33 protein-coding genes are annotated in these 24,970 nt (G+C 56.8%); 18 read left to right on the top strand and 15 right to left on the bottom strand.

Features of this window, described 5'->3' with window-relative positions:
• The first annotated feature begins 381 nt into the window (after nt 1–381).
• The 6 genes from ABD720_RS06060 (at nt 382) to ABD720_RS06035 (ending at nt 3,509) form a co-directional block, all read left to right on the top strand.
• Nucleotides 382–597, top strand: coding sequence for a hypothetical protein (locus ABD720_RS06060; protein WP_344762360.1), 216 nt, complete (start codon nt 382–384; stop codon nt 595–597).
• Nucleotides 594–1,400 carry a hypothetical protein gene (locus ABD720_RS06055; RefSeq protein WP_344762359.1) on the top strand — a complete coding sequence of 269 codons (807 nt, stop codon included), beginning with the start codon at nt 594–596 and terminating at the stop codon, nt 1,398–1,400. The genes ABD720_RS06060 and ABD720_RS06055 overlap by 4 nt, the downstream gene beginning before the upstream one ends.
• The gene (locus ABD720_RS06050) at nt 1,397–1,912 is read left to right on the top strand and encodes a hypothetical protein (RefSeq protein ID WP_344762358.1); all 516 of its coding nucleotides are present in this window, start codon (nt 1,397–1,399) and stop codon (nt 1,910–1,912) included. Before ABD720_RS06055 ends, ABD720_RS06050 begins: the two co-directional genes overlap by 4 nt.
• 11 nt (nt 1,913–1,923) lie before the next feature.
• A complete protein-coding gene (locus ABD720_RS06045) occupies nt 1,924–2,646 on the top strand; it encodes a tyrosine-type recombinase/integrase (protein ID WP_344762357.1) in 723 nt (240 codons plus the stop codon).
• Between the two features lie 294 nt (nt 2,647–2,940).
• On the top strand, nt 2,941–3,228 hold the full coding sequence (locus tag ABD720_RS06040) for a CopG family ribbon-helix-helix protein (protein ID WP_344762356.1): 288 nt from the start codon (nt 2,941–2,943) through the stop codon (nt 3,226–3,228).
• Nucleotides 3,222–3,509, top strand: coding sequence for a type II toxin-antitoxin system RelE/ParE family toxin (locus ABD720_RS06035; protein WP_344762399.1), 288 nt, complete (start codon nt 3,222–3,224; stop codon nt 3,507–3,509). The genes ABD720_RS06040 and ABD720_RS06035 overlap by 7 nt, the downstream gene beginning before the upstream one ends.
• A gap of 101 nt (nt 3,510–3,610) precedes the next feature.
• Here the strand turns inward: ABD720_RS06035 and ABD720_RS06030 are convergent, their stop codons facing one another.
• Complete coding sequence (locus ABD720_RS06030) at nt 3,611–4,228, bottom strand: DUF3885 domain-containing protein (RefSeq protein WP_344762355.1); 618 nt, start codon at nt 4,226–4,228, stop codon at nt 3,611–3,613.
• A 238-nt stretch (nt 4,229–4,466) separates the two neighbouring features.
• Here ABD720_RS06030 and ABD720_RS06025 point away from each other — a divergent pair, with 238 nt between their 5' ends.
• The 4 genes from ABD720_RS06025 to ABD720_RS06010 are packed head-to-tail and all read left to right on the top strand — an operon-like array spanning nt 4,467 to nt 6,261.
• The gene (locus ABD720_RS06025) at nt 4,467–4,802 is read left to right on the top strand and encodes a hypothetical protein (protein ID WP_344762354.1); all 336 of its coding nucleotides are present in this window, start codon (nt 4,467–4,469) and stop codon (nt 4,800–4,802) included.
• Between the two features lie 34 nt (nt 4,803–4,836).
• Nucleotides 4,837–5,370, top strand: a complete 534-nt coding sequence (locus tag ABD720_RS06020) for a hypothetical protein (RefSeq protein WP_344762401.1) — start codon at nt 4,837–4,839, stop codon at nt 5,368–5,370.
• Nucleotides 5,330–5,791 (top strand): type II RES/Xre toxin-antitoxin system antitoxin, encoded by a 462-nt coding sequence (parS, locus tag ABD720_RS06015; protein WP_425547924.1) that lies wholly within the window; start codon nt 5,330–5,332, stop codon nt 5,789–5,791. Before ABD720_RS06020 ends, parS begins: the two co-directional genes overlap by 41 nt.
• The gene (locus tag ABD720_RS06010) at nt 5,788–6,261 is read left to right on the top strand and encodes an RES family NAD+ phosphorylase (RefSeq protein ID WP_344762353.1); all 474 of its coding nucleotides are present in this window, start codon (nt 5,788–5,790) and stop codon (nt 6,259–6,261) included. Before parS ends, ABD720_RS06010 begins: the two co-directional genes overlap by 4 nt.
• Before the next feature lie 192 nt (nt 6,262–6,453).
• Here ABD720_RS06010 and ABD720_RS06005 read toward each other — a convergent pair whose 3' ends face one another.
• Nucleotides 6,454–7,506 carry an aldo/keto reductase gene (locus ABD720_RS06005; protein WP_344762352.1) on the bottom strand — a complete coding sequence of 351 codons (1,053 nt, stop codon included), beginning with the start codon at nt 7,504–7,506 and terminating at the stop codon, nt 6,454–6,456.
• A 296-nt stretch (nt 7,507–7,802) separates the two neighbouring features.
• On the opposite strand from ABD720_RS06005, the gene ABD720_RS06000 reads away from it, so the two are divergent.
• From ABD720_RS06000 to ABD720_RS05985, 4 genes are read left to right on the top strand one after another with little or no spacing between them, the layout of a single operon-like run.
• On the top strand, nt 7,803–8,279 hold the full coding sequence (locus ABD720_RS06000; RefSeq protein WP_344762351.1) for a LexA family protein: 477 nt from the start codon (nt 7,803–7,805) through the stop codon (nt 8,277–8,279).
• Nucleotides 8,272–9,585, top strand: a complete 1,314-nt coding sequence (locus tag ABD720_RS05995; RefSeq protein ID WP_344762350.1) for a Y-family DNA polymerase — start codon at nt 8,272–8,274, stop codon at nt 9,583–9,585. The genes ABD720_RS06000 and ABD720_RS05995 overlap by 8 nt, the downstream gene beginning before the upstream one ends.
• Nucleotides 9,552–10,361, top strand: coding sequence for a hypothetical protein (locus ABD720_RS05990; RefSeq protein ID WP_344762349.1), 810 nt, complete (start codon nt 9,552–9,554; stop codon nt 10,359–10,361). Before ABD720_RS05995 ends, ABD720_RS05990 begins: the two co-directional genes overlap by 34 nt.
• On the top strand, nt 10,354–10,494 hold the full coding sequence (locus tag ABD720_RS05985) for a hypothetical protein (protein ID WP_344762348.1): 141 nt from the start codon (nt 10,354–10,356) through the stop codon (nt 10,492–10,494). The genes ABD720_RS05990 and ABD720_RS05985 overlap by 8 nt, the downstream gene beginning before the upstream one ends.
• Nucleotides 10,495–10,874: 380 nt before the next feature.
• On the opposite strand, the gene ABD720_RS05980 is transcribed toward ABD720_RS05985, so the two are convergent.
• The 11 genes from ABD720_RS05980 to ABD720_RS05930 form a co-directional block, all read right to left on the bottom strand.
• Complete coding sequence (locus ABD720_RS05980; protein WP_344762347.1) at nt 10,875–11,132, bottom strand: hypothetical protein; 258 nt, start codon at nt 11,130–11,132, stop codon at nt 10,875–10,877.
• Nucleotides 11,133–11,692: 560 nt separating this feature from the next.
• Complete coding sequence (gene pcaD / locus ABD720_RS05975) at nt 11,693–12,472, bottom strand: 3-oxoadipate enol-lactonase (RefSeq protein ID WP_344762346.1); 780 nt, start codon at nt 12,470–12,472, stop codon at nt 11,693–11,695.
• 25 nt (nt 12,473–12,497) lie between these two features.
• Nucleotides 12,498–12,794: a YciI family protein gene (locus ABD720_RS05970; RefSeq protein WP_344762345.1), complete on the bottom strand. Its 297-nt coding sequence runs from the start codon at nt 12,792–12,794 to the stop codon at nt 12,498–12,500.
• Between the two features lie 14 nt (nt 12,795–12,808).
• A complete protein-coding gene (gene catC, locus ABD720_RS05965; protein ID WP_344762344.1) occupies nt 12,809–13,093 on the bottom strand; it encodes a muconolactone Delta-isomerase in 285 nt (94 codons plus the stop codon).
• A 161-nt stretch (nt 13,094–13,254) separates the two neighbouring features.
• Nucleotides 13,255–14,214 (bottom strand): 3-hydroxyacyl-CoA dehydrogenase, encoded by a 960-nt coding sequence (locus tag ABD720_RS05960; RefSeq protein ID WP_344762343.1) that lies wholly within the window; start codon nt 14,212–14,214, stop codon nt 13,255–13,257.
• A gap of 1 nt (nt 14,215) precedes the next feature.
• Nucleotides 14,216–14,917: an SDR family oxidoreductase gene (locus ABD720_RS05955; RefSeq protein ID WP_344762342.1), complete on the bottom strand. Its 702-nt coding sequence runs from the start codon at nt 14,915–14,917 to the stop codon at nt 14,216–14,218.
• 39 nt (nt 14,918–14,956) lie between these two features.
• Entirely contained in the window at nt 14,957–16,009 is a 1,053-nt protein-coding gene (locus ABD720_RS05950) for a cyclase family protein (RefSeq protein ID WP_344762341.1), read from the bottom strand.
• A gap of 194 nt (nt 16,010–16,203) precedes the next feature.
• Nucleotides 16,204–17,448, bottom strand: a complete 1,245-nt coding sequence (locus ABD720_RS05945; RefSeq protein WP_344762340.1) for an ABC transporter substrate-binding protein — start codon at nt 17,446–17,448, stop codon at nt 16,204–16,206.
• Between the two features lie 109 nt (nt 17,449–17,557).
• Nucleotides 17,558–18,760 (bottom strand): 3-oxoadipyl-CoA thiolase, encoded by a 1,203-nt coding sequence (gene pcaF / locus ABD720_RS05940; RefSeq protein WP_344762339.1) that lies wholly within the window; start codon nt 18,758–18,760, stop codon nt 17,558–17,560.
• Complete coding sequence (locus ABD720_RS05935) at nt 18,753–19,451, bottom strand: 3-oxoacid CoA-transferase subunit B (RefSeq protein WP_344762338.1); 699 nt, start codon at nt 19,449–19,451, stop codon at nt 18,753–18,755. Before ABD720_RS05935 ends, pcaF begins: the two co-directional genes overlap by 8 nt.
• Nucleotides 19,451–20,140, bottom strand: coding sequence for a 3-oxoacid CoA-transferase subunit A (locus ABD720_RS05930; RefSeq protein ID WP_344762337.1), 690 nt, complete (start codon nt 20,138–20,140; stop codon nt 19,451–19,453). Before ABD720_RS05930 ends, ABD720_RS05935 begins: the two co-directional genes overlap by 1 nt.
• Nucleotides 20,141–20,506: 366 nt before the next feature.
• Between ABD720_RS05930 and ABD720_RS05925 the strand changes: the two genes are divergently transcribed.
• Both ABD720_RS05925 and ABD720_RS05920 read left to right on the top strand, forming a co-directional pair.
• Nucleotides 20,507–21,328, top strand: a complete 822-nt coding sequence (locus ABD720_RS05925; RefSeq protein ID WP_344762397.1) for an IclR family transcriptional regulator — start codon at nt 20,507–20,509, stop codon at nt 21,326–21,328.
• 84 nt (nt 21,329–21,412) lie between these two features.
• A complete protein-coding gene (locus tag ABD720_RS05920) occupies nt 21,413–22,084 on the top strand; it encodes a DUF4113 domain-containing protein (protein WP_344762336.1) in 672 nt (223 codons plus the stop codon).
• A gap of 37 nt (nt 22,085–22,121) precedes the next feature.
• On the opposite strand, the gene ABD720_RS05915 is transcribed toward ABD720_RS05920, so the two are convergent.
• Entirely contained in the window at nt 22,122–22,448 is a 327-nt protein-coding gene (locus tag ABD720_RS05915; protein ID WP_344762335.1) for a hypothetical protein, read from the bottom strand.
• On the opposite strand from ABD720_RS05915, the gene ABD720_RS05910 reads away from it, so the two are divergent.
• A complete protein-coding gene (locus ABD720_RS05910; protein ID WP_344762334.1) occupies nt 22,447–23,598 on the top strand; it encodes a hypothetical protein in 1,152 nt (383 codons plus the stop codon). The genes ABD720_RS05915 and ABD720_RS05910 overlap by 2 nt on opposite strands.
• Nucleotides 23,599–24,450 (top strand): GSU2403 family nucleotidyltransferase fold protein, encoded by an 852-nt coding sequence (locus ABD720_RS05905; protein WP_344762333.1) that lies wholly within the window; start codon nt 23,599–23,601, stop codon nt 24,448–24,450.
• A 231-nt stretch (nt 24,451–24,681) separates the two neighbouring features.
• Here ABD720_RS05905 and ABD720_RS19280 read toward each other — a convergent pair whose 3' ends face one another.
• Nucleotides 24,682–24,873, bottom strand: a complete 192-nt coding sequence (locus ABD720_RS19280) for an HNH endonuclease (RefSeq protein WP_425547923.1) — start codon at nt 24,871–24,873, stop codon at nt 24,682–24,684.
• Between the last annotated feature and the right edge of the window lie 97 nt (nt 24,874–24,970).

Below are 24,970 nucleotides of genomic sequence, written 5' to 3'. Positions count from 1 at the left end.
ATATCGCACGCAAATAACAGGGAATCTAGTGCCGGCAAAGAATTACGTCTCGTCACAGGCAGAAATTCAACGGCCTGCGATGGAAAAGAATGCTTTTCGCAAAGTGCGAAAGATAACAAACACTCTGTTCCTAAAGGTTGCTCCAGATCCAATTTGCACATAACAAATGTCAATTGATAATTGACGAGAATTGATCATGATACGCGATTACCTCTCTGCCACTGTTAAGCCGCAAACGCACCTTTGCCTATCAACGATCGTCCGAAGGAGTCTAAGCGTGAGCGTCTATGCCAATCTGACTTGCGCAGCATAGATACCTTTAAAAAGATCTGTGACGCATCGTCATTCGGAGGATGCGATCGCCTCCCAGGAGCGCACGGCATGCACGCCAACCTTGCTTCCCTCGATCCCGGTACCAGTTACGCGCTCACGCTGTGCCCAGCAGGCAGCACGCCCGCCGTCGTACGCTGCACGTTTCTCGGCTACCGTACCGAACACGCCCAACCCTGTATCGAGGTCGCCCGCGCAACCGGCAGAATGCATTTGATCGCGCTGGCGTCGATCGCAACCGCCGACCGGATCCGGCTCCCCGATTGAGTCGTCCGGCTTTTTCACTGACGGATGACCAGGCCCGTGCTCTGCTGCAGCAGATGGCGCCGATCCTGGAGCAGCATCCGATCGGCAATCGTAATCACCGACCGTTCGTGCGCGATTTCATCCACGCGGTGCATGCCGCTACCGGTCGCACCTGCAGTCCGGTGATTTACCGCCGCCTGCCGGACACGTATGCACCGGGACGAACACCATCGACGAATACGCTCGATCAGGAAAAGAAGGCCTTCCTGGCCGAACTGGCGCAGGAAACGCGCGTCGATCGTGAACTTGCGGCTGGCAGCACTGGCCCGGACCTGGCAGAGGTGGTGCAACGCGCCGTGCAAACCGCGCTGGCGCAGCATGCACCTGCTGCAGCGTCCACCAGGCGGAGCGCTTCGAATCAAGTAGTGCTGGCGCAACGGGATTTCCTGCAGGCGCGATTGGCGCAATCCGAACAGGATTTGCTGACCACCTGGGCGTTGGCATCGCGCCTGGCAGCCGACCTGCAATCGGCGATCTTGTCACGCGACGCGATGCAGGCACACGTGGCCGCCGCTGAAGCAGAGACTGCCCGCCACGTGCAGCAAGCGGCGCAACTGGTCGTCGAAGTCGGCGACCAGTTGCGATATGCGATGCGCGCCATTGACGAAGTCCGCGGCGAGACCCGGACGTGGAAAGAGCACAGCACGGCACTCGAACGCAAACTGGCCGAATTGACGAAGCTGCTGGACGTATTCAGGCAGGCGGCATACGCACGTGACGCCGCGATTGCGCAGTTACCCCGTAACGATGAGGACATCCCATGAGCAGTATGGTGCCGATGCAGGTAGAGGACGCCCTGCTACCCCACCCAATGCGCGCGGACCCGACCTCTGGTCATATTCTTAAACCGGTGGCGGACGACTGGGAGGCCATCGAGGTGTGGCTGCAGGCCGTACGTGCCAAAAGAAGGGACGCCAATGGCGCAACCAATACCAACGCCACGTATCGGTATCACTTGGCGAAACTGTGCTGGTACGTCGAGCACGTGTGCCACATCACGCCATCGCGGTGGTCGATGCAGGACGTGGAGCAGTTTGCGACCTTCCTGAAAGCGCTGCCCGCTGATGCGCTCTGCCCTCACGGCGTCGCCATCAATGATCCGGTGTGGCGTCCCTTCAGAGTACGTCCGTCCGCCAGCAGCCAGGCCGACATCCGGCGCTTTGTGCATGCGATGTTCAACGGCTGGCACAAGGCGGGCTATGTCCGGCACAACCCGACGGCGTTGCCCGCAAAGCCAATGTGTCGCGTGCGGTTGCCCCCGCGTTACTGGACCTGATGCTGGGCGCGATGGCAGCTGAACCACTGCAAAACTTCACGCAATGCCAAAGCATGGTGCGCGACCGCTTCATCTTTGCAGCACTACGCGGCCTTGGCTTGCGCGCCTCGGAACTGGTGCACGCCCGCATGTCCGCTTTTTACCGGTTATCGCTGCCGCGCACGGGACAAACCTACTGGACTTTTTTGGTGACGGACGACACGGGAAAAGGTGGCAAGGCGCATCGCGTTCCCGTGTCACGGGAAGTCTGGCAAGCCTTTAGCCTGTATCGCGAGGCGTTCGAATTGCCGGCCGCGCCGGCGCCCAGCGAAGACGGCAAACTGATTTTATCGACGCGAACACGGTCCGTCACACTCGGGAACACCGAGGTGACGCATTCCGGATCGCGCCGGTTTTTAGGCGCATGGCGCGAAGTGACCACACGGCAGGGGCTCTATAAAATCGTTACGGGACGGCTAGAGCGGGCCGCGACGCTCCTGAAAAAGTCAGGACGGGACGCCGATGCGCAGCATTTACGTGACGCGTCACCCCACTGGTTACGGCATACCTTTGCCAAAGCTGCGTTGCTAACCGGCCAGAACATGCGCGCAGTTGCCGGCGCACTCGGCCACGCGGATCTTGCCACGACCATGCTCTATACCGAGCAGGATGCGCTCGACCTCATCGACGCGTGGGAGCGCGCTACACCTGGCAGCGTCGCCACTGAACTCGCCATTGCCAAGGCTACCCCCTGATCGATCCACACAGTCATCGGAGATACACGATAACGGTCATCACCAACATGCCGATTACATCGGAAGTTCGTGCCTTGGGGCGACCCAGGTCTGCGGTCGATACAGGTAGGGTCGTCAGGCCTCTACAGGAAGTAGCTTTTGCGGACCATTTCCGGCATCGCTCCGGCCAGTATTTGACGCGATTCTCGGCCAGGAAGAACTGCATCTATCGGATTGATGCCCCCCCCCCCGACCTTACAAATCACATCTTTTGTGCCACATTGCACTTATCGTGTAACACATTAGGTGAGTGCAATGAATGAAGCTACCTTTACCTTCCGAGTCGACAAAGAGTTGAAAGAAAATTTTGTGACGGCTGCGAAGGCCCGCGACAGGACTGGTGCCCAACTCTTGCGTGACTTCATGCGCGATTTCGTCAAAAAGCAGCAAGAAGTTGCTGAGCATGACGTCTGGTTTCGGCGCCAGGTGCAGGTCGGGTTGGATTATGCTAACGCAGGCAACCTGGTATCTGCAGAAGATGTGGAGGCAGAATTCGCAAAGCGCAGAGAGCAAACACGGCAAAAGCTTGAAGCCCAATCGTAAGGCAGTTCTGGACATCTGAAGCACTGTATGACCGCCGTGCAATCTATGACTACATTGAGACAGACAATCCCAGGGCAGCGCTGACCCTGGATGAGATGCTTTCTGAAAAGGTCCGGCATTTGATTGATCACCCGGAACTTGGTCGGATCGGTCGCATCACTGGCACGCGAGAGCTGGTAGTTCACAAAAACTATATTTTGATTGACGACACGACAGATGAGCTGGTGCGCATCCTGCGCGTTCTTCACGTTGCCAGGCAATGGCCGCCTGCTGATCGTTAATCTTCAGAACCTGTCCAATGTATTGAGATCAAAGGTTTCATGAGCAACAGACCATCAAAGCGCCATCCTCCTCTGAGAGGACCAAAGAAAACCCGCTACCGCTATGACGACGCGAACGTCTTGCACATTGCTTCCCTGTCGTAATCCAGTAGCAAGTCGTTATGCCGCTTGTACAAACCAGATAACGTCGGGCTGTTTCGACTGATGACGTCCATTCCCCGGTCGTCATAGGGGTGAACAACAATCCCTTTATTCGGATTGAGCAGATATACCCGGCAACCCGGCCTCGGCCGCAATGCACCCAGGTCGGTAGTAATGGCGCACCAAATCAGGTTTTGTAATTTGGCTGTCGGAACGTCAAAAGCGCAGCACAGAATCGAATCACTCTCCTCATGGGAACCGTCCATTTGCTCTCCTGCGTCAAGCCAAACATCCCGAACCCTGGGTACCTCGACGCCAGCAACTTTCAGCTCCCGAAGCATTGCGCGCAGCCCAAAACGGGATGTTGGCGCAAACGTTTCTAAATGAACCAGTATGTGTTCTTCTCCGACGAAAATGTCGTCGCAAACGACGGTCACTTTTCGTAGTGCAGATAGCGCGAGGTCCAGTGAACTGCCACCTTTCGACAATGCAAAACGTAGCCCACCAGGAAAGTTGTAGAACAACGCATGCCTGTACGTACTTCCAACAATTTCTTGAATTTTTCGTTTGAAGTTCATTACTGGTCTCCGTCACGGGGAATACTTGGTTGTGGCATGTCCGGCTGGGTATCGCGTCACAGGCTACTGTTGCGTTAGCAAACCAATTGGTACCGGATGTTACGATTTTTGCCAACATTCAAATTGTTAACAATCCTGCGATGAAATCAACCCATCCCTGAGCGCATCGTTACTTCGTAACACGCCAATTAAAAGCACGAATGTAATCTTGCGCGTTACACAGTAACGGACCTAAAATATGAGCGCTATAACTTTTGGAAATGCCATGAGCTTAACCAATGCCGAACGCCAGGCCTTGTATCGCCAGCGCCATCTCAGAACCGAGGACAGCACGGGCGAGTTGCTGCACGCAGTGATCAATCTTCACGCCAAACGGGCCCTGGAGCGCTTGGCAAAATGTTACGGACTAACGCAACGTGCCTTGCTTGAACGATTGCTGATCGACGCCGAACGGCAAACGATTGACAGCGCCGGTCGTTTACCCAATGGACAAGCAGACTATTACGACGGACGACTGCGTTTGGAAATCAGCCGTCCCGACGATGACGGCGGCAAATCGTCCGCCTCTCGCTAAGTGACGTGGTGACGCCAATAACTGAAAAAATGCATTGGCCGTAATCAACTCCAACACCACCGCCACCGCCACCGCCACCAACAACAACAACAACAACAACAACAACAACAACAACAACAACAACAACAACAACAACAACAACAACAACAACAACAACAACAACAACAACAACAACAACAACAACAACAACAACAACAACAACAACAACAACCTGCCACCGCAGCGTCAACTTTGGGGGTTTTTACAAGCCTGGACATTGTGCAATAAGCCGCGGCCTATTCACGGCAACCGTGACCTTCAGCAGGCTGGGCAACGTACAGATTCAGTTGCCGAATTACTACAACTTTGGTCACCCCTGCATACCCCGAAAGTCTTAAGGCAGCGAAACTTGCGGACCATCTCATTTGATCTATACTCAAGCCTTAAAGGAGACGATCATGTCCGGTCCGAAAGAAATCGTAAAACCAGCGGCAACGCGTCGCGCTCCCATTATCAACGTCACCAAGCGGACCGCCAGCGCAGTTGTCATGCGACCGGAAAAGCCCCACCGTCCTACCGTGTTCGTTGATGCACCAAAAATCTACGGTGCTGATCCCCAGGCACGTATCGCCGCGATCAGAAAAGGTATCCCCGCGTCCATGGTAAGCAGCCTCTCGGCGAAAATGGGCATGTCCAAGGAAAGCCTGTTGTCCAGTCTGGGCCTGTCCCGTGCCACCATAAGTCGAAAAGAGAAGGACGCAACCGTGTTGTCGAAAGACGAGTCAGAGCGCGTGTTAGGCGTGGAAACACTGATCGGCATGGCACAGGCCATGGTCGAGCAGTCCGGGGATCCGGCCGGCTTCGACGCTGCCCGATGGCTATCGGGCTGGCTGACCAAGCCGTTACCGGCGCTTGCCGGCGCAACGCCGGCCAGTTACATGGACACGTTCGAGGGCCAGAAACTGGTAGCAGAACTGCTTTCAATGAGTCAGAGCGGAGCGTATGCATGACCATACAGGTCTGGCGCATCGCAGTAGAAGCACCTGCCTATGCTGCCAATGACCTGAGCGGCACCGGTGCCAAAATGACGGGTGGGCGCTGGAACAGTAAAGGTTCCGCGGTGGTGTACTGTTCCACCAACATCGCATTGACCGCCCTCGAAACCGTCCACTACCTGCGCAGCGGCGGCCTGCCTTTCAACCGCTACCTGGTGCGAATCGACGTTCCCGAAGCTATTTGGGGTAAGCACCAAGTGCTAGAGCCACTACCCGGCGGATGGGACGCCATACCGGCCGGACTGACTGCCAGGGCAGCCGGAGACGCCTGGATCAACTCGGGCATGTCGGCGCTCTTCCTGGTACCGTCCGTCATCGTCCCCGACGAATACAATGTGTTGATCAACCCGCAGCACGTCGATGCTGCAGCAATCGTTGCGACGACTGTTAAGCGCTGGATTTACGATCCCCGATTCTTTCCCTGAGAGCCGGTTCGCCGCCGAAACGTGGTCGTCGGCGCAACGCAATCCAAGCGTTCTGGGTGACTGCTACCGCATGAAATCGACAAACTGCATCGCCTGATTGCGTTCAGGACGATCGTGTTTTGTGTCGGTCGAAAAATTGAGAACAGCAGACGGGTGCAGCCTCCTGCAACCTGTCACTGCGGCATCAACCTGCTATGCGTTCCGATGCGGTTGGTCCAGCAAGGCCAGGCGTGCGGCACCTTGACGCGCAATCATCCAGCCAGGATATTCGGCCGGCAACGCACTGACTTTCTCCAGCATGTCCAATTGCGCCGTCGACAGGACAACCCGCGTTGCGGCGATATTGTCGCTCAGCTGGTCCGGTCGATTGGCACCGATGATGACGCTGGTCACGACCGGCTGGTGGAGCAGCCAGGCCAGGGCAATCTGTGCCACGGAAACACCCTTCTCATCCGCTATCACGCGCATCACATCGATCACCGCATAGGCACGATCACGGTCGACTGGCGGGAAATCAAAACTGGCACGCCGACCGTCGCCGGCACTTTCGTTCGACCGGTCATATTTGCCTGACAACAGGCCACCGGCAAGCGGACTCCATACCATCAGCCCGACACCTTCAGAGAGCATCATCGGCACGAGCTCGCGTTCCAGATCCCGGCTGGCCACCGTGTAATGCGCCTGCAGCGAGACGAAGCGCGCAAGGTGATCGCGCTCGGCGATACCGAGCGCTTTGGTGATCTGCCAGGCGGCCCAGTTCGATACCCCGACATAGCGGACATGGCCGTGCTGGACCAGATTGTCGAGCGCATGCAATTGCTCGTCCATCGGCGTGACCGCATCGAAGCCGTGAATCTGGTACAGGTCGATATGCTCGACCTGGAGCCGACGCAGACTGGCTTTGCAGGCATCGATCAAATGCACACGCGAGGTGCCACCCTGATTCGGTCCTGTCCCCATCGGGCCAAATGCCTTCGTCGCGAGAACAATGTCGTTGCGCGCGATGCCGAGATTGCGCAGTGCCTGGCCAGTAATCTGTTCCGATAGCCCGCCGGCGTAGACGTCGGCGGTATCGATGAAATTGATGCCGCCATCGATGGCGGTGCGCACCATCTTGTCCGCATCGACTTGCTGCAACTGGCCGATTTTGCTCCACATGTCACCGCCGGTGCCGCCAAATGTCATGGTGCCGAGACAGAGTTCCGAGACGAACAAACCGGTGCGACCGAGTGTTTTCATGCGCATGTTGAGACTCCTTGGTGATGGGATGTGATGTCGAATAGATGGCTTTTTGCCTTTACCCCTCCTCTCGCCTTGACGTGCCGGAGCGCTAACCGGGTTATTGATGCGCCTGCATTGAGCGCTACCCACCGGTCTTTGCGAAGGGTTCTCCTGGCGCGATCAGCATCAAGGCCGAGTGCGGCACCAGGGGTGCACTGCTTGCCAGCCTTCAATAACTGTTCAGTGGAAACAAAACACCCAACGTTGTTGCAACTCCATATACACTGTATATAAACACAGTATCTTGATGGAAACTAGCGATGACCACCCTTCTCACCCTGCCCGACCTCTCGCTAATAACGGACGCAACCCGCGGCCTTATTCCCGTGAGCGCCTGCGCGCCCGTTTGCCTGCGCCCGTTGTTTGGCCAGCGCGTCTCCGCCGGCTTCCCCTCCCCGGCCGAGGAGTATCTCGAAAAAGGTCTCGACCTCAACACCTACCTGGTGCGCAACAAGACCGCAACCTTCTACTTCCGCGTCCAGGGCGACAGCATGGTCGGCGCGCGCATTTTTGACGGTGACATGGTCGTGGTAGACCGCTCGATCTCTCCGAAACATCGCAACATCGTGCTGGCGGTGGTCAATGCCGATTACACGATCAAGCGCCTGCACAAACGTGCTGGCGTCATCGAGTTGCGCGCAGAAAATCCGCGCTATGCGCCGATCCAGTTTGGCGAAGGCGAGACGCTGGAAATCTGGGGCGTCGTGGTCGGCGTGGTGTGCCGTTTCGATGCCTGACCCGGAACTATCGGCGACCACCAGGCTCTTCGCGCTGGTCGATGTCAACAATTGCTACGTCAGCTGCGAGCGGGTCTTTAATCCCTCTCTGGAGGGAAAGCCCGTTGTCATTCTCTCTAACAATGACGGATGCGCCGTCGCCCGTTCGGCAGAGGTCAAGACGCTGGGCGTCAAGATGGGCGAACCCTGGTTCAAGCTCAAGGACCTGGCGAAGCAGCACGGCATCATCGCCCTGAGCAGCAATTACGCCCTCTACGGCGACATGAGCAACCGGATCATGACCGTCCTGCGCGATTTCAGCCCCGATGTGGAGGTCTACAGCATCGATGAATCCTTCCTCGGACTCAACGGCCTGGGGAGCCTGTGGGACTCGCCGACGGCCATGGGGCAATCGATCCGGCAGCGCATCAGGCAATGGGTCGGCGTGCCGGTGTGCGTCGGTATCGGTAACAGCAAAACGCTCGCGAAACTGGCCAACCATATTGCGAAGAAAAGACCGGACTTCGATAGCGTCTGCGACCTGTCCTCGATGACCAGGCAGGATCGCGACGCCCTTTTTTCGACGATCGATGTCGGCGAGGTCTGGGGCATTGGACGGCGACTTTCCGAGCACTTGAGAGCGTCCGGCATCGACACGGTGGCACAGCTGCGTGATGCGTCGCCGGCATGGCTGCGCTCACGGTTCGGCGTTGTCATCGAGCGTACCGTCAACGAACTCAACGGACTCTCGTGCCTTGCCCTCGAAGATGTCGCGCCGGCGAAAAAACAGATCATTGCATCCAGATCGTTTGGGCAGCCCGTACTCACCATCGACGAGCTCGGGGAATCGGTCTCGAACTACATGACGCGTGCGGCCGAAAAACTGCGACGCCAGAATGGCGTCTGCGAAGCGATCCAGGTATTCGTGCAGACGAACCCCTTCAAGGCATCGGATCGGCAGTACAGCAACGGTGTCGTGGTGCCGCTCCCCAATGCCTCGTGCGACACACGGTTACTCATCCGAGCAGCGTTGTTCGGGCTGGCGCAGATCTACCGGCCAGGGTATTACTACAAAAAAGCCGGCGTGATCCTGCAGGGTATCTCTGGCGCCTCAGGGCAGCAGCAATCGCTGTTCACCACCTACGGCGACGGTGCCGCCTCGGAGGCCATGATGCGCACGCTCGACACCCTGAATCAGCGCTTTGGCAAGGGCGCGGTCAGCATCGCATCGGCCGGCACCCGCAACGACTGGGCCATGAAGCGCGAAAGGAAGACGCCCGATTACACGACCAGTTGGGACGAATTGCCAGTCGCAAGGGCAAACTGACGCGGCAAACCTGTAGTGTCGTTGGTAAATTCGGAGACCACACAGGTATCCACAGCGATCTGCACGGCACGCAAGACAGCGCCAACCAAGTAGCGATGATCACCCGGACCGGCTCTACTTTGCATGAAACGTCAATGAGGATTCATGCAGTGGAACTGCTACCCACCACCATCGTCGCAGGGCCGTCGCTTCTGACAAGGGCATCCGCCCTGGATCAGGTGGTCGGAAAGCTGCGCGCCGGCAAGGTATACCGCCGGGAGGATTTGGCGTACGTTTCCAATGCCGTTGACCGGCACCTCCGCGAAATGGTGTCTGGCGGCGCACTGAAGCGACTGGCACAGGGGCTCTACTACGCGCCAAAAAAATCCGTGTACGGCACGCTACCCCCTGACGATCAGGAGTTGCTTGCCACCTTCCTGCGCGACAAGGATTTTTTGGTGTTTTCCCTGTCCAGCTACAACACGCTGGGCTTGGGAACATCACAGCTTTATAACAAAACCCTGGTGTACAACCACAAGCGGCATGGCATCTTTTCGTTCGGAAACCGCCAGTTTGATTGCCGCGTGAAGCCGCGTTTTCCAAAGACGCTCACGCCAGAATTCTTGCTGGTTGATATGGTCAACAATCTGGACGAATTGGCTGAAGACAGGAACCTGGTACTTCAGATGGTGGTGCGCAAGTTGCCCGGTTTCGATCAGGCCAAATTGAAGCGTGCCGTTTCAAATTACGGCTCTGCTGCCACCCGGAAAAGTTTCGCAAGGTGGCAGGATGGCTGAATTCCTGCATGCGCGCAGCGACTTTAACGAGTTGCTGGCTATCGTGGCCGAACAACGCGGGATTGATCCGGTGCTGGGCGAAAAGGATTACTGGATCATGCCAAAGCATGAGGCGGTATCCCTGGACGACTAATGCTACTTCGACTAATGCTACTTCAATACTGAAGTCCCTTCGTCCTACGTCCGAAACACTTCCAGGGAATCCCGCCGGTATGAGTTTAGTGGCAACCCTTGGGGGCGCGCAACCACTCTGATGGAATCTGTACTACGACCACTCGACCATAGAAAAGGGGGCCCATCAGGGCTACCGGAAAGCGCGGAAGACACCATTGCTGGGACCGCCGAACCTACTCCGCCGTTTAGTCGGCTTAAAATTAGCCTAGCCGACGGTCTTCCGGGAGTCAATAAAACCCACCTTGCACAAGATAACCGTGTCAGCTTTAAAGCGACCACGCTGTTGCAGAACGCAGACCCGCCGACTTTCCTGCAAGAGTCCGGACCTGACCCTTCCCCTCAAACATAAGTTTGAAATACAGTCTGGCAAAGTGTATTTGTTCCATGTTCTTTCTCGTCTTCTGACAAAACGCCCGTGATGTTTTGCGCTATCCACCATCTTGCCAGCGGAATGATGGACAGGGTGATCGACGCTTTCTGGCGGCAGCCATGCTCAATCCGGTAGCCGCGTTGTCTGGCGGCCAATCCAGTGCACCAGCAGGAAAACATCAGCAAGATCGCCAACCGCGCGGGATCGCGGGTGTGACTCTCGGACAAGCCCACTCCCCGGCGGATCGATGCGGAGTGCCTGTCCGTCTTGAACGTCAAACTTACGGCGTACTCCCCGTCATCATAAGTTCCGCAGCTGCTGGCTTGGGGGCCGGTACGACCTATGGTGCGCGTGCGATTGGCTGCTGGTGACTGACGACTGTCCTTGTTACGAAGATGCCGGAGCAAATGGCCGATGTGATAAGCAACCGCTTCTGATTGCAGTTTGGGGTCTGAGGTGCAGTGGAACGTTTATGGAAAGCTTCATACAACCGTTCCACTGCACCTCAAACCCCAACATGGCGCGGACATCGCCAAGGTGCAGGAATGGCTGGGACATACCAGCATCGCGACAACCCGGATTTACGATCGACGGACAACTCGGCCAGAGGACAGTCCGACCTTCAAGGTCAGTTTTTGACATGTAATAGTTGATAGCGACATATGTGCGTTGGTGTAACTTGGCGGTGTTGTGCGGTGGCGCATTACTTTGACGACCAGGTAGTAGTTCTTCATCGTCCGGGCTGCTGGGTCTCTGGTTGAATTTGCCCTGTCAATCGGTACTAATCCTACTGCTGCAAAAAAGTCAGCAAGGCCGCAGTGTATCGCTCTGGCTGCTGCAGGTTAGACAGATGCGCCGCTTCCAGTTCGACATATTTGGCTCCCGCAATCGACGACACGAGATAGGCGCTGTCAGCTGGCGGCGTAGGCAAATCGCCGCTGCCGCCAATCACCAGTGTAGGCGCCGTGATGTGCTTGAGCGCCTCGCGCAAATCCGCATCGCGAACCGCACAGCAACTGGCCGCATAACCGGCTGCTGGCGTCGCGCTCAACATCGCTTCCAATTGCGCCACCTGCTGGGCATGCTGTTGTGCAAACTCCGGAGTCAGCCAGCGCGAGACCACCGCCGGTGCAATCGATGCGACTCCGTCGGCCAATACTTTCTGGGCGCGCGTGGTCCAGTTTTCCGGCGGGCCGATCAGGCTCGCGGTGTTGGACAGCACTAGCCGTTTGATGCGCTGCGGGTGCGTGCTGGCCAGCCACATGCCGGTAATCCCGCCCATCGACAAACCGCAAAAATGTGTCTGCTGAATGCCGAGATAATCAAGTAAGTCGATCACATCGGCACCTAGCTGTGCGATGGTGTAAGGACCTGGCGTGACCTGCGACTGGCCGTGACCGCGGGTGTCGTAACGCAACAGCCGGAAATATTCGGCCAGCTTGGTCGCTTGCGGCGCCCACATATCGAGTGTGGTGCCGAGCGAATTGGAGAGCACCAGCACCGGCTTGGCGGCGTCACCTTCAAGCTGGTAATGGATGCGGACATCGGGAAGGTCGGCGTAGGGCATGTTGATTTTTAACCTCGGTTAATTTTTACAGAAAATTCTGACCTGCCACATACGCCTTGCGCCAGCGCGTGATGCGCACTTGCGCAAACAGATCAACCCGTGAGAATGGATCGGTGGCAATGAATTCTTCGGCTGCTGCGCGCGTGTCGACATCGACGATATAAATGCCGCCACCGGCATCGCTGCCGTCATCATTGAGCTTGGCGCCGCAGGCCAGCAATTGGGTTGCGTGGGTGGCAAGGTATTGCAAGTGTTCGTCGCGGGTTTGCTTGCGCAGTTGCTGTTGATCCGGTTTGTCCCAGGTTTCTATCATGTATGGCATGGCATGCTCCCTGATCAGTTTGCAGCCAGCGCCGACGGATGCTGCGCCAGCGGCGTCACTTCGATCTGCATGAACGGATAAAGCGGCAGCGTCGAGAGCAGCTGATGCAGTTCATCGTTACTGTCAACATCGAATACGCTGACATTCGCGTACTGGCCGACCACGCGCCACAGATGGCGCCACTTGCCGCTTTGCTGCAACGTCAACGCCAGCGCTTTTTCGTTCGACTTCAGCAGGTCGGCGCGCTCTGTTGGCATCGAATCGGGGATAGTTACCTGCATGCGAACGTGAAATAACATGATGTTCCTTTCATTAACAAGACCAGAAAAATTCATTATCAGGAATGACGAACAAAAAAACCAAACTTGAAAGTACCGTCCTTCCCGCCTGCGTGGGAACGACGGATTTATGTATTACCTGCTGGTCCTCATCAGTCAGCGGCCCAACTCCAATAGCGTCGTTACTGCTGGCCGGCGTGTTTTTTGCGGTCGCGCGCCAGCGCCATCAAGCCGCGGTCACGCCAGTTGACGCGCTCCTGCCATTGATCGATCGGCAGCGCGGCGCGGCGCTGCTGCACAACCTCAGCCACCAGTTGCGGTGTCCATGGATCGTGCTGGCCGCGTTCGGCGCCCATTCTTGCATACGCCGGACCCATTTTTTGCGCATGCGAGGCGATGCCGCCACGCGTGTTTAAATCCACGGTTTCGAATGGACCGACCACCGACCAGCGCGGCGCCAGACCTTCCCGCATCACGCGGTCGATATCGGTCACTGAGGCCACGCCGTCGCGCACAAGGCAATACGCTTCGCGCAGCACCGCGCCTTGCAGCCGGTTGAAAATGAATCCTTCGACTTCGCGCTGGACCCGCACCGGCGACAAGCCCGCTTCGGCAAAAAGCTGTTCTGCGCGTTGCACCACGCGCGTATCGGTATAGACAGCCGGCACGATTTCGATGACAGGGATCAGGTACGGAGGATTGCCCGGATGCGCAATCAGACAGCGTGCGCGCCCCGGCAAATCCTCGGTGAATGACGACACCGGCAGCGCCGACGAGGCGCTTGCCAATATGGTGTCAGCATGGGTCAACGCATCGAGTTGCACGAACAACGCACGCTTGAGATCTACTTGTTCCGGAGCGCATTCAATGACCAGCGCCACGTCCGCTACCGCAACGGCCATTTCGGCGACCAGCGTCACGCGTGCAGTCAGGACTGCAGGCGCAGCATCGATCAAGCCGAATTCCTGCAAGGCGCTGGCGCGCTCGAACATTTCGGAAGGAGCCAGCAAACGGCGCGCCGGGTCCGGGTCGTGCAATCTTACCTGCCAGCCGGCGCGAGCGAACACCAGCGCGAAGGCAACACCGATGCTGCCTGCACCAACGATGGCGACATTTTTTTGATGGTCAGCGACACTGTTCATGTCAGACCCCTGCCACGCCGACAGTCATTCCGCCGCACACATACAAGACTTGGCCGGTGACGAAACCGCTGCGCGCATCCAGAAAAAAGGAGACTGCCTGCGCCACGTCTTCTGGCGTGCCGATGCGCTTGACCGGCACCGCATCGATGATGGCCTGAGTGCGTGCACTGCCGGCTGGGTTGGCGCGCTCGAACAGTTCGGTTCCGATCGGTCCCGGGCCGATCGCGTTCGACGTGATGCCGAAACGACCGAATTCCAGCGCCCACACCCGTGTCATGCCGATCAACGCAGCCTTGGTGGCCGCATAAGCGGTGCGCTGCTCCTTGCCCAGCGCCGCGCGCGACGACATGTTGACGATGCGCCCGAAACCAGCGGCCTTCATGCCCGGCAACAACGCCTGCATGCATTGCAGCGTGCAGCGCACATTCAGTGCCCAGGCTAGCTCCAGCTGCGCCAGGGTCTGGTCCTCGGCATCGGCCGGGCAAACCACGCCAACATTATTGAGCAGCCGCGTGATCGGTCCACCTGCCAGTGCGACTTGCAGCGCCTGCGCAGTTTCGGCAGGATGCGACAAGTCGGCGCGGATGCCGTCGCCGCTACGGTCAATGATCACCGCATCATAGCCGTCGGCGCGACAACGTTCGGCAGCGGCCGCGCCGATGCCGGCGGCACCTCCGGTAATCAGGACCCGTGGTTTATTCACGAAACTCTCCAATTAAAATCAGCAATAACAAAGATATATTTACACCGTCGCCACCGGCGTGACCGGCGAGGCGAAGGCGCCGGGCAGGTTCAACGGCGGCGCGGTCAGCAAAAAGCGGTAGCGGCCATGTGCCCGCAGCCAATCGGCGAGCGGGGTCATATGCCACAGTTCGCCCAGATGAATGCCCAGCTTGAACAGGCAATGCTCGTGCAGCGGCAGCCCGGCGCAGCAGGCGTCGGCACTGGCCGCAGGGAAAGCTTCGACCGCATAATTGTCGGCCGCGATCGCTGCCAGATTGCTGTCAGTTATCCACTGCAACAATCGCTGGTCGCGCCCATCGAGCACCGCGCAGCTTTGCGCCAGTTTGACGGGGTCGGGTTGGCGCTGCATGCCTAGCAAGACATCGGCGAAACCGGTGTGCAGGCATACGATATCGCCGCACTCGATGTCGATTTTGTCTTTTTCCAGCACACGCATCAGTGCGTCGTATCCGATCAGCGTGCGCGCATCGCCGAAATGCGCGCGCAAGTCGATCAGCGCTGCGCGACCCTGCACACAAGTCCGCGCCATGTGCTCGATGCCGAGTGCACGCGCGCACGAAGTACTTGCAAGCGAAATATTGGCCGGCAGGCCGGCATCTGCCGGATTATCCGGGCCGATCAGATCCACACCAGCGGCGTAACCGTTGTAGTAGACCGCTTGTGGTAGGCCGTCATCATGAAGATCGAATACCGAGCCGACATGCGGCAAGCCATCCCATTGGGTCGAGTATTGCAAATGCAGGATAGCCAAGTCGTCCGACAGCACGTCGGGACGACCGGGTTCGATATCGCCCAACAAACAATTCAGATTGACTTTGCCGCGCCGGAGTGTCGGCCGCAAGATGGGTGGATAACGATTCGGGTTCAGCACACTGCCACCGGGATAATCCAGCGGCAAGCTGAGGCAGAAATTTTTTCCTTCTCTTACCTCAGCGACGCCTTGCCGCAGCTTGTCAGCGGTGAGCAGATTGAGTCGACCGAGTTGGTCATCGGGACCAAAATCGCCCCAGTTTGATCCAGGAGGACGTTTTTTCCAACGAGAATTTGCCATGGCTCGGGTCTCTTTAGCGTAATCGCAGGAATCGGCTGTCGTGGATGTGACGACGTCTTTTTAAGTGTCTTTTGTCGCTTGCGTAGGTTTGCGCCCGACGTTCCAACTAAGTTGGCACACCGCGTACGACCTGTGACCGATGGATGGCATCGCATCAGGCAGTACGCAGTCCGGCGCACGCTATGCCGGTCAGCCTATTTCTTGACCAGTGAGCAATCCGATTTCGACAACGGCATGAACGCCTGGTCGGCAGGCACCGTGCCCACCAGATTGTAGTAATCCCAAGGCGTTTTCGATTCGGATGGCTTTTTGACTTCGAACAAGTACATGTCATGCACCATGCGGCCGTCTTCGCGGATCCTGCCATTCTTCGCAAAGAAGTCGTTGATCGGCGTGGCCTTCATTTTCGCCATCACCGTTGCGGTGTCATCGGTGCCGCTTGCCTGGATCGCCTTAAGATAATGCATCGTCGACGAGTAGGCGCCGGCTTGGATCATGTTTGGCATACCTTTGGTTTTTTCAAAATAGCGACGCGACCAGGCGCGAGTCTCGTTATTCATATCCCAATAAAAGGCTTCCGACAACAACAGGCCCTGGGCATTTTGCAAACCGAGTGCGTGGATGTCATTGATGAACATCAGCAGGCCGGCCAGCTTCTGTTTTCCAGAGCGCATCAAGCCGAATTCTTGCGCACCCTTGATCGCGTTGACCGTGTCGGCGCCGGAATTTGCCAAGCCGATCACTTTTGCGCCGCTGGCTTGGGCTTGCAACAGGTAGGAAGAGAAATCCGGTGCATTGCTAGGATGCTTGGAAGCACCGAGGACCTTGCCGCCGGCCTCCTTGACCACTTCGGAGGCATTTTGTTGCAACGCCGCGCCGAAGGCCCAGTCGGCAGACAGGAAGTACCAGGTATCGCCACCATTTTTCACCATGGCCTTGGCCGTCACATTGGCCAGTGAATAGGTGTCGTAGACGTAATGCACCGAAACCGGCGTGCACAAGTCGTTGGTAATGCGTTGCGTGCCCGGACCGTTAAAAATGACGATCTTGTTTTTCAGTTTGGCCACTTCCAACGCCGATAGCGCAGTGGCCGAACCGGCGACATCAAGCAGTGCATCGACCTTGGCGGTATCAAACCATTCGCGCGCTTTGGAGGCTGCGATATCGGCCTTGTTGTTATGGTCGGCAAATACCATTTCGATTTTCTTGCCCAGCACTTTTCCGCCGAAATCATCGATCGCCATCTGCACCGCAGTCGCTGTGCCCTTTCCTGCGATATCGGCGTAGACGCCTGACAGATCCAGCAACAGTCCTACCTTGACCACGTCATCGGAGATGCCGAGCTTTTTCTGGGCGCCGGCGTTGGTGCCTGTCAGCAGCAACGATGCGATCAGGACAGCGAGCGAACCACGGTATTTGTAACTGAGTTTGGTATTCATCATGTCTCCGAAATTTTTTTAAAATTTTCAATGCTGGTTGATATTCGATTGCAAAGCGGACGATCTCGATGCAATGCGGGGCTGCGGTATTGCCTGATGTGCTGCTTGTTCAAACCCGTTCCATGGCGAGTGCGATGCCTTGCCCGACACCGATGCACATCGTGCACAAGGCAAAGCGGCCTTGGGTCCGATGCAATTCATACAGCGCAGTGGTGACCAGTCGTGCGCCGCTCATGCCCAGCGGATGGCCGAGCGCAATGCCACCGCCGTTCGGATTCACACGTGCGTCGTCGTCTGCCAAACCCAATTCACGCAAGACTGCCAACGCCTGCGAAGCAAAGGCTTCGTTCAATTCGATGACGTCGAACTGTGCGATCGACATGCCAAGACGCGCCAATAATTTTCTGGTGGCCGGCGCAGGCCCGACGCCCATGATGCGCGGCGCAACTCCGGCGCTGGCCATGCCGAGCACACGCGCGCGCGGCGTCAGTCCGAAACGCCGGACGCTGTCGGCATTGGCCAATAGCAGCGCGCAAGCGCCATCATTGACGCCGGAGGCATTTCCAGCCGTGATGGTGCCGTCCGGTCGGACGATGGCCTTCAGTGTTGACAAGGCTTCCAACGTGGTGTCGCGTGGATATTCATCCTGCTCGACTAGTGCGCTCTGTCCTTTTTGCTGCTCGACTTGCACGCCCACTATTTCCTGCGCAAAGATACCGTCACGCTGCGCACGCATGGCTTTTTGTTGGCTGCGCAACGCAAAAGCATCTTGATCGGCGCGGCTGATCGCGTAATCCTGCGCCACATTCTCAGCCGTTTCAGGCATGGAATCGACGCCGTATTGCTGTTTCATCAGAGGATTAACGAAGCGCCAGCCGATCGTACTGTCATGGATCTCGACGCTACGCGAAAAAGCGGTGCTGGCCTTGCCCTGCACGAACGGGGCCCGGCTCATACTTTCCACGCCACCCGCAACGATCAAAGCCGCTTCGCCTGACTTGATTGCACGAGCGGCGCTACCGACCGCATCGAGCCCCGAACCGCACAGACGGTTGATCGTGCTGCCGCCGACTTCCTGCGGCAAACCCGCAAGCAGGCCGGACATGCGTGCCACATTACGATTATCTTCACCAGCCTGGTTGGCGCAGCCATAGATGACTTCATCTACCTCGGCCCAATCAACGTTCTGGTTGCGTGCCATCAATGCGCGGATCGGCAGCGCGCCCAAATCATCGGCACGCACAGCGGCCAATGCGCCACCGTAGCGACCGATCGGCGTACGAATTGCGTCGCAGATAAATACGTCATTCATTCTGCATTCCTTGTTCGTTGCAGCCATTAATCAACGTCACGCCGGTCAATTTTTCTAGTAAATCAAAATCGATGTCGGCATAAATTTCGCGCACCACCAGCCCCGCGTCGGTAACGTCGATCAACGCCAAGTCGGTATAAATGCGGTTCACGCACCCCTTGGCGGTCACCGGATAGCTGCAAGCCTGCACGATCTTGCTTTCCCCCAGCTTGGTCAAGTGCTCCATCATCACGTAGACCTGTTTCGCGCCTATCGCCAGATCCATTGCGCCGCCAACTGCCGGAATTGCATCCGATGCACCGGTATGCCAGTTGGACAAATCGCCCTGCACCGACACCTGGAACGCACCCAGTACGCAATAATCGAGGTGGCCGCCGCGCATCATCGCAAACGAATCCGCATGGTGAAAATAGGCGCCGCCCGGCAAGAGCGTGACGAACTGTTTGCCGGCATTGATCAGATCTTCATCTTGATCCGTCCTGGCCGGTGCCGACCCCATGCCAATCACGCCGTTCTCGCTATGCAAAATAATTTCGCGCTCGCTGCCGATATGGTTGGCCACCATGGTCGGCACACCGATGCCCAGATTGACATAGGCGCCATCCGGTAGGTCATGCGCGACGCGTTGCGCCATTTCAGTTCGGCTCAAGCGCTTTGTTATCTGCGCCACAATTTTCTCAATCTCCGTCATTACGCTGCCTCCTTGATTGCGCTGGCGCTGCCGGCGACGACGATGCGCTGAACGAAAATGCCGGGGGTGATAATCACTTCCGGATCGAGCTGGCCTAGCGGCACGATCTTATCGACTTGCACGATGGACGTTTTTGCTGCTGCCGCCATGATCGGACCGAAATTGCGCGCGGTTTTGCGATACACCAGATTGCCCCAGCGGTCGGCAGCGAGCGCCTTGACCAACGCAAAATCGGCATGCAGTGGCAGCTCGAACACATAGTGGCGACCATCGATTTCCCGCGTTTCCTTGCCTTCCGCGAGCTGCGTGCCGTAGCCGGTCGGCGTGAAGAATCCACCTATCCCGGCACCGGCTGCACGGATGCGCTCAGCCAGATTGCCTTGCGGGACCAGCTCCAGCTCGATCTTGCCGGCACGATAAAGGGCATCAAATATGTGCGAGTCGGCCTGACGCGGAAATGAGCAAATGATCTTGCGCACGCGCCCGGTTCTCAGCAATGCGGCCAAGCCGTTCTCGCCATTGCCGGCGTTGTTGTTGATGATGGTCAGGTTGCTTGCACCCTGATCAATGAGCGCATCGATCAGTGCCGACGGCATGCCCGCATTGCCGAAGCCACCGATCATGATGGTGGCACCGTGGTGGATGTCGGCGACCGCTGCGGCTAACGAAGCTATTTCTTTATCAATCATCGATGCGTTCCCTGGAAGGGGTGGTCCACGGCAAAAACGTGCTTTTTTTGCTTTTGGCTTGTTTTAATTTGTTCGCTATACGAACATTAGTTCTATTTGCGAACAATGTGGGATGATACTAGGCGTGAAAAAATGCAAAGTCAATGTGATATTTATGCAGCAGCGCAGCATAATTTCATGCCCCGCGCAGGAAATTTGCGCATGCAGGACAAAGCGGCACACACTTCAAACCCGGTGCAAACGATCAGGAAACAATGGATGAGTTGGTATAATCTGCCGCAACCAACGCGCAATCCATTTCAGCGCGCCTTGATTTTTTCGGCAGGTTTTTCGCATATTTTTTTGACAATTCAACACGAGCCGCTCATGGGCATTACTCCTGCCGATCAAGATCAAGATCAACCCAACGACCCGCCAACAGAGCGGGCCAGCGACTCGTACGTGCATTCTTTTGCACGCGGGCTGGCCGTCATCCGCTCTTTCGGCGCGGCCCGTCCGGCACAAACGCTCAGTGAAGTGGCGGCCGTTACGGAACTGTCGCGCGCCGGCGCACGCCGCATCCTGCTCACCTTGCAATCCTTAGGCTATGTCGAAGCTGAAGGACGACTGTTTCGCCTGACGCCAAAAATTCTTGGCCTCGGTTTTTCCTATCTGACGTCGCTTCCGATCTGGAATGTGGCCGAACCGGTAATGGAAGACCTGGTCGCGCAGATTCATGAAAGCAGTTCAGCCGCAGTACTCGACCGCACCGAGATCGTCTATGTGTTGCGGGTACCGACGCGCAAAATCATGGCAGTAAATCTGTCCGTCGGCAGCCGCTTGCCCGCCTATTGCACCTCGATGGGACGCGTGCTTCTCTCTGGTCTGGATGAATGTGAATTGGATGCACTACTGGTTGCGTCTGAGCTGCAAGCGCACACGCCGCGCACACTCACCGACCGCACCGACTTGTGCAAGGCTATCGCCTTGGTGCGCAAGCAAGGCTGGGCCGTGGTCGACCAGGAACTCGAGGTGGGATTGATTTCACTATCGGCACCCATACGCAATCGACAGGGAACAATCATCGCCGCCATCAATATCAGCGGCAGCGCGCAAAGACAATCCGCCAAGCAGATGGTCAAGGCTTTTCTGGAGCCATTGCAGGACGCAGCACGGCGCATCTCGGAGATGGTAGCGTTGCGCAGCTAAATGTAGCGACCCGCGTTCCAAATCGACCGTGCTCGCATTCGACACGTTTTTTGGCTCGCGATAACTGCAAATGACCGTGCGCTCGTGCTCACGCTATGTGCAAATGAGCATGCAATCGACGGCGCATGGCTGCGCTCACGGTTCGGCGCTGTCATCGAGCGTACCGTCAACGAACTCAACGGCGTCTCCTGTCTTGCGCTTGAAGATGTCGCGCCGGCGAAAAAGCAGATCATTGCCTCCAGATCGTTTGGGCAGCCCGTCCTCACCATCGACGAGCTCGGGGAATCGGTCTCGAACTACATGATGCGTGCAGCCGAAAAACTCCGACGCCAGAATTCCGTCTGCGAAGCGATCCAGGTATTCGTGCAGACGAACCTCTTTAAGGCATCGGATCGGCAGTACAGCAACGGTGTCGTGGTGCCGCTCCCCAATGCCTCGTGCGACACCAGGTTACTCATCCGCGCAGCGTTGTTCGGACTGGCACAGATCTACCGGCCTGGCTATTACTACAAGAAAGCCGGCGTGATCCTGCAGGGTATCTCTGGCGCCCGCGCAGAGCAGCAATTGCTGTTTACTCCCTACGGTGACGGTGCTGCCATGATGCGCACTCTCGACAACCTGAATCAGCGACTTGGCAAGGGTGCGGTCAGCATCGCGTCGGCCGGCACCCGCAACGACTGGGCTATGAAGCGCGAAAGGAAGACACCCGATTACACGACCAACTGGGAAGACATACCCGTCGCAAGAGCAAATTAATCGACCGCGCATGCACAGACCTGTAGCAACCTGCATGTCATACCGACATGACCACAATTGTCGAATCGCTCGTGAATGCTGCCCAGTCAAATTGATATCCTCTGCTCACCGAAGGACGGGGAGGATGCCATTGAGCATCAGCCAAACCTGCCAGCTCCGTTGGATGACTTGCACGGCTGGTGTCGTACAGCTTGCTGCCGTTGAGGAATTTCCAGATACCCTGCGCAGTCGCGAAGGCAAAACAATCACGCAACAAATTTACGGCAGGATAACCACCACATCGGTGGCACCTACCATGGCCATGATTGACATCATGGCCATGGTATATATAATGGCCATGATAGAAATCAACGGCGCCAGACATGCTTCCCTCTTTCCCATCCAGAAGCCGAATCGATAACGCGAATGCTCTCGTCAGCGAGCTGTTCACAGCACACGGCTGGGACGTTGATCGTTCGGCAAAAGACAAAAAAAAACGCTACGACCTGTTAGTCCGGAAGAAGGGGCAATGTCTTGTCGTGGAGATCAAGTCGCTTGCAGAAGGACGTGCCGATCGCGTCATTCCGATGCTGTCACAGGCAATCCTGCAGGCACAATCCCATGCTCTCGATGCCGACAATGCGCAACCCCTTGCCGTGATTGTCGTAGAGCACGCATCTCAGTCCCTCGCTAAACAACTCGGGGACTTTATTGAACAATACGCACCGAACGTTGCTGTTGGCCTCGTTTCCGCAAGTGGGCTCAAATACTTTAAAGGTGCGGGCCTCGAGGAACTGAATGCCGAGCCGGAAAAGCCACGACGGTTTGAAAATGCACCAATGAATCAACCCGCCAATCTCTTCTCGGATCTCAACCAGTGGATGCTTAAAGTACTGCTGGCCCCTGATATTCCCGATCACCTGCTACGCGCACCAAGACAGAAGATGCAAAGCGGCTCAGAACTGGCCGAGGCCGCCAAGGTATCTCCCATGAGTGCCTCGCGCTTCTTGCAACAGCTACGCCACGAGGGGTATCTGGAGGATTCTTCGCGATATCTTGTTGTTGTGCGTCGGCAGGAATTATTCCGTCGTTGGCAATCAGCCGTGATGCGTTCTTCACCAGAACTGCCGATGCGCTTTCTCATTCGCGGCCCCTTACAAAAGCAAATCAGTAGCCTACTGGCAAATAACCGGGGAGAGTCCTGCCTGGCGCTATTTGGGGCAGCAGACGCGTTAGGGATGGGATACGTCAATGGCGTCCCGCCATACGTCTACGTGCCAAAGCTCCCGCGACCTGACGACAAGAAATGGAGAGCGCTGGCAGCCACTTCGCCTTTAGAAATACCGGACCTCATCGTTCGACGGGCACTCTCACCGCAATCCGTCTTCAGAGGTGCCGTCCGCCAGAACGACGTGATCGTTTCCGATGTCATCCAGGTATGGCTGGATGTCGCCAATCACCCATCGCGTGGTGAAGAGCAGGCCAACCTGATCTATGAAAAAGTCCTGCGTCCCATCGAAAACAACGGAAATTAGATGAACGACCTCGACGCACTTGCGAAGCTCGCCCAGGCGCTATCCCCATGGCATGCACATCTTGTCTTTATCGGCGGATGGGCACATCGAATCCACCGATTCTCTCCAAGGGCCAACCAGTTGACATACCAACCGGTATTCACGCGCGACACTGACCTGGCGTTTGCCAACAAGGTGCCAATCGAGGGCGATATCAAGGCCGCCCTTGCAGAGCATGGCTTCAGGGAACAGCTAACCGGCGAGTACAGGCCGCCGGTGGCGCACTACACGCTGGGTGACGAAAACGGGGGCTTCTATGCCGAATTCCTGACGCCACTGACCGATAGCGCAGCCAAACGACGTCCAAAGCCAGATGTGACCATGACCACGACGGATGTGACAGCCCGAAATGCAACCATGACGATGGCGGGCATATCGGCCCAACAGATCCGCTATCTGGACATCCTCCTCGTTGATCCCTGGCTGATCACGCTAAGTCCCCAAATCGGTATTCCGGTACCGGCGTCCATGGACGTTCAGGTTGCCAATCCGCTTTGCTACATGGTCCAGAAATTCCTGATTCAAAGCGACCGCCCTGCAGCAAAACAAGCACAAGATGTGCTGTACATCTACGACACCATCGAATTGTTCGGCGCGTTGCTGGATGAATTCCATGAGGCATGGGAGAGCCGCATTTGCCCAGCACTTGGCAAGAAACTGAGCAAGACCGTACTAAGGTCGAGCGAAAAGAGTTTCTCAAACATCAATGACGTGATCCGAGCCGCAGCACGCATCCCACAAGATCGCAGGCTTTCGTCGCAACAGATACAACAGACCTGCCAGATGGCATTTGAGACGATACTGCAGGGATAGAGCAATGCTGGGTGATGGTTGAATCACCCAATCGTACCTTGACACGCAATGCTCTTCCCACGCAGCGGACCGTCATTGAAACACGCATCACCACAGGACTTAAAAGTCGAACGCGCGGCGATGAACTGCAAGATATGGTTTGTGTTCGGGTCGTACAAAACGCAAACACATTTCGGTAGTAATTCCCAGCGCCTTTAAGTCTTGAGGCGTCAGCGAAGATTTCTTCAGTAATTAACCGTCATCGGCAAAACTGATGAGTCCTTGATCGAATAATCGGTCTAAATTAGCCACCAGCAAGAACCCATTGAATGGGTCTAGTCGAGCCTCGTTCGATGCGTGCGCCCAAGCTTGCGTATGGGATGCTATTAATGTTTCAGAAACACCGCAACTTGTAACAGCACATTGACTATCCCAGATCACCATCATGTTTCGACGGTAACTACCCTGTCCTAGGCGTAATGCCGTTCAGATAAGCCCTGAACGGCATTTTTTATGCGCGATCCGGTTGTAAACAGATTCG

It is taken from the genome of Actimicrobium antarcticum (genome assembly GCF_039536745.1).
Taxonomy (GTDB): Bacteria; Pseudomonadota; Gammaproteobacteria; order Burkholderiales; family Burkholderiaceae_D; genus Actimicrobium; species Actimicrobium antarcticum.
The sequence above is the reverse complement of the archived record's forward strand: the minus strand, read 5'-3'. Positions and strand labels throughout refer to the sequence as shown.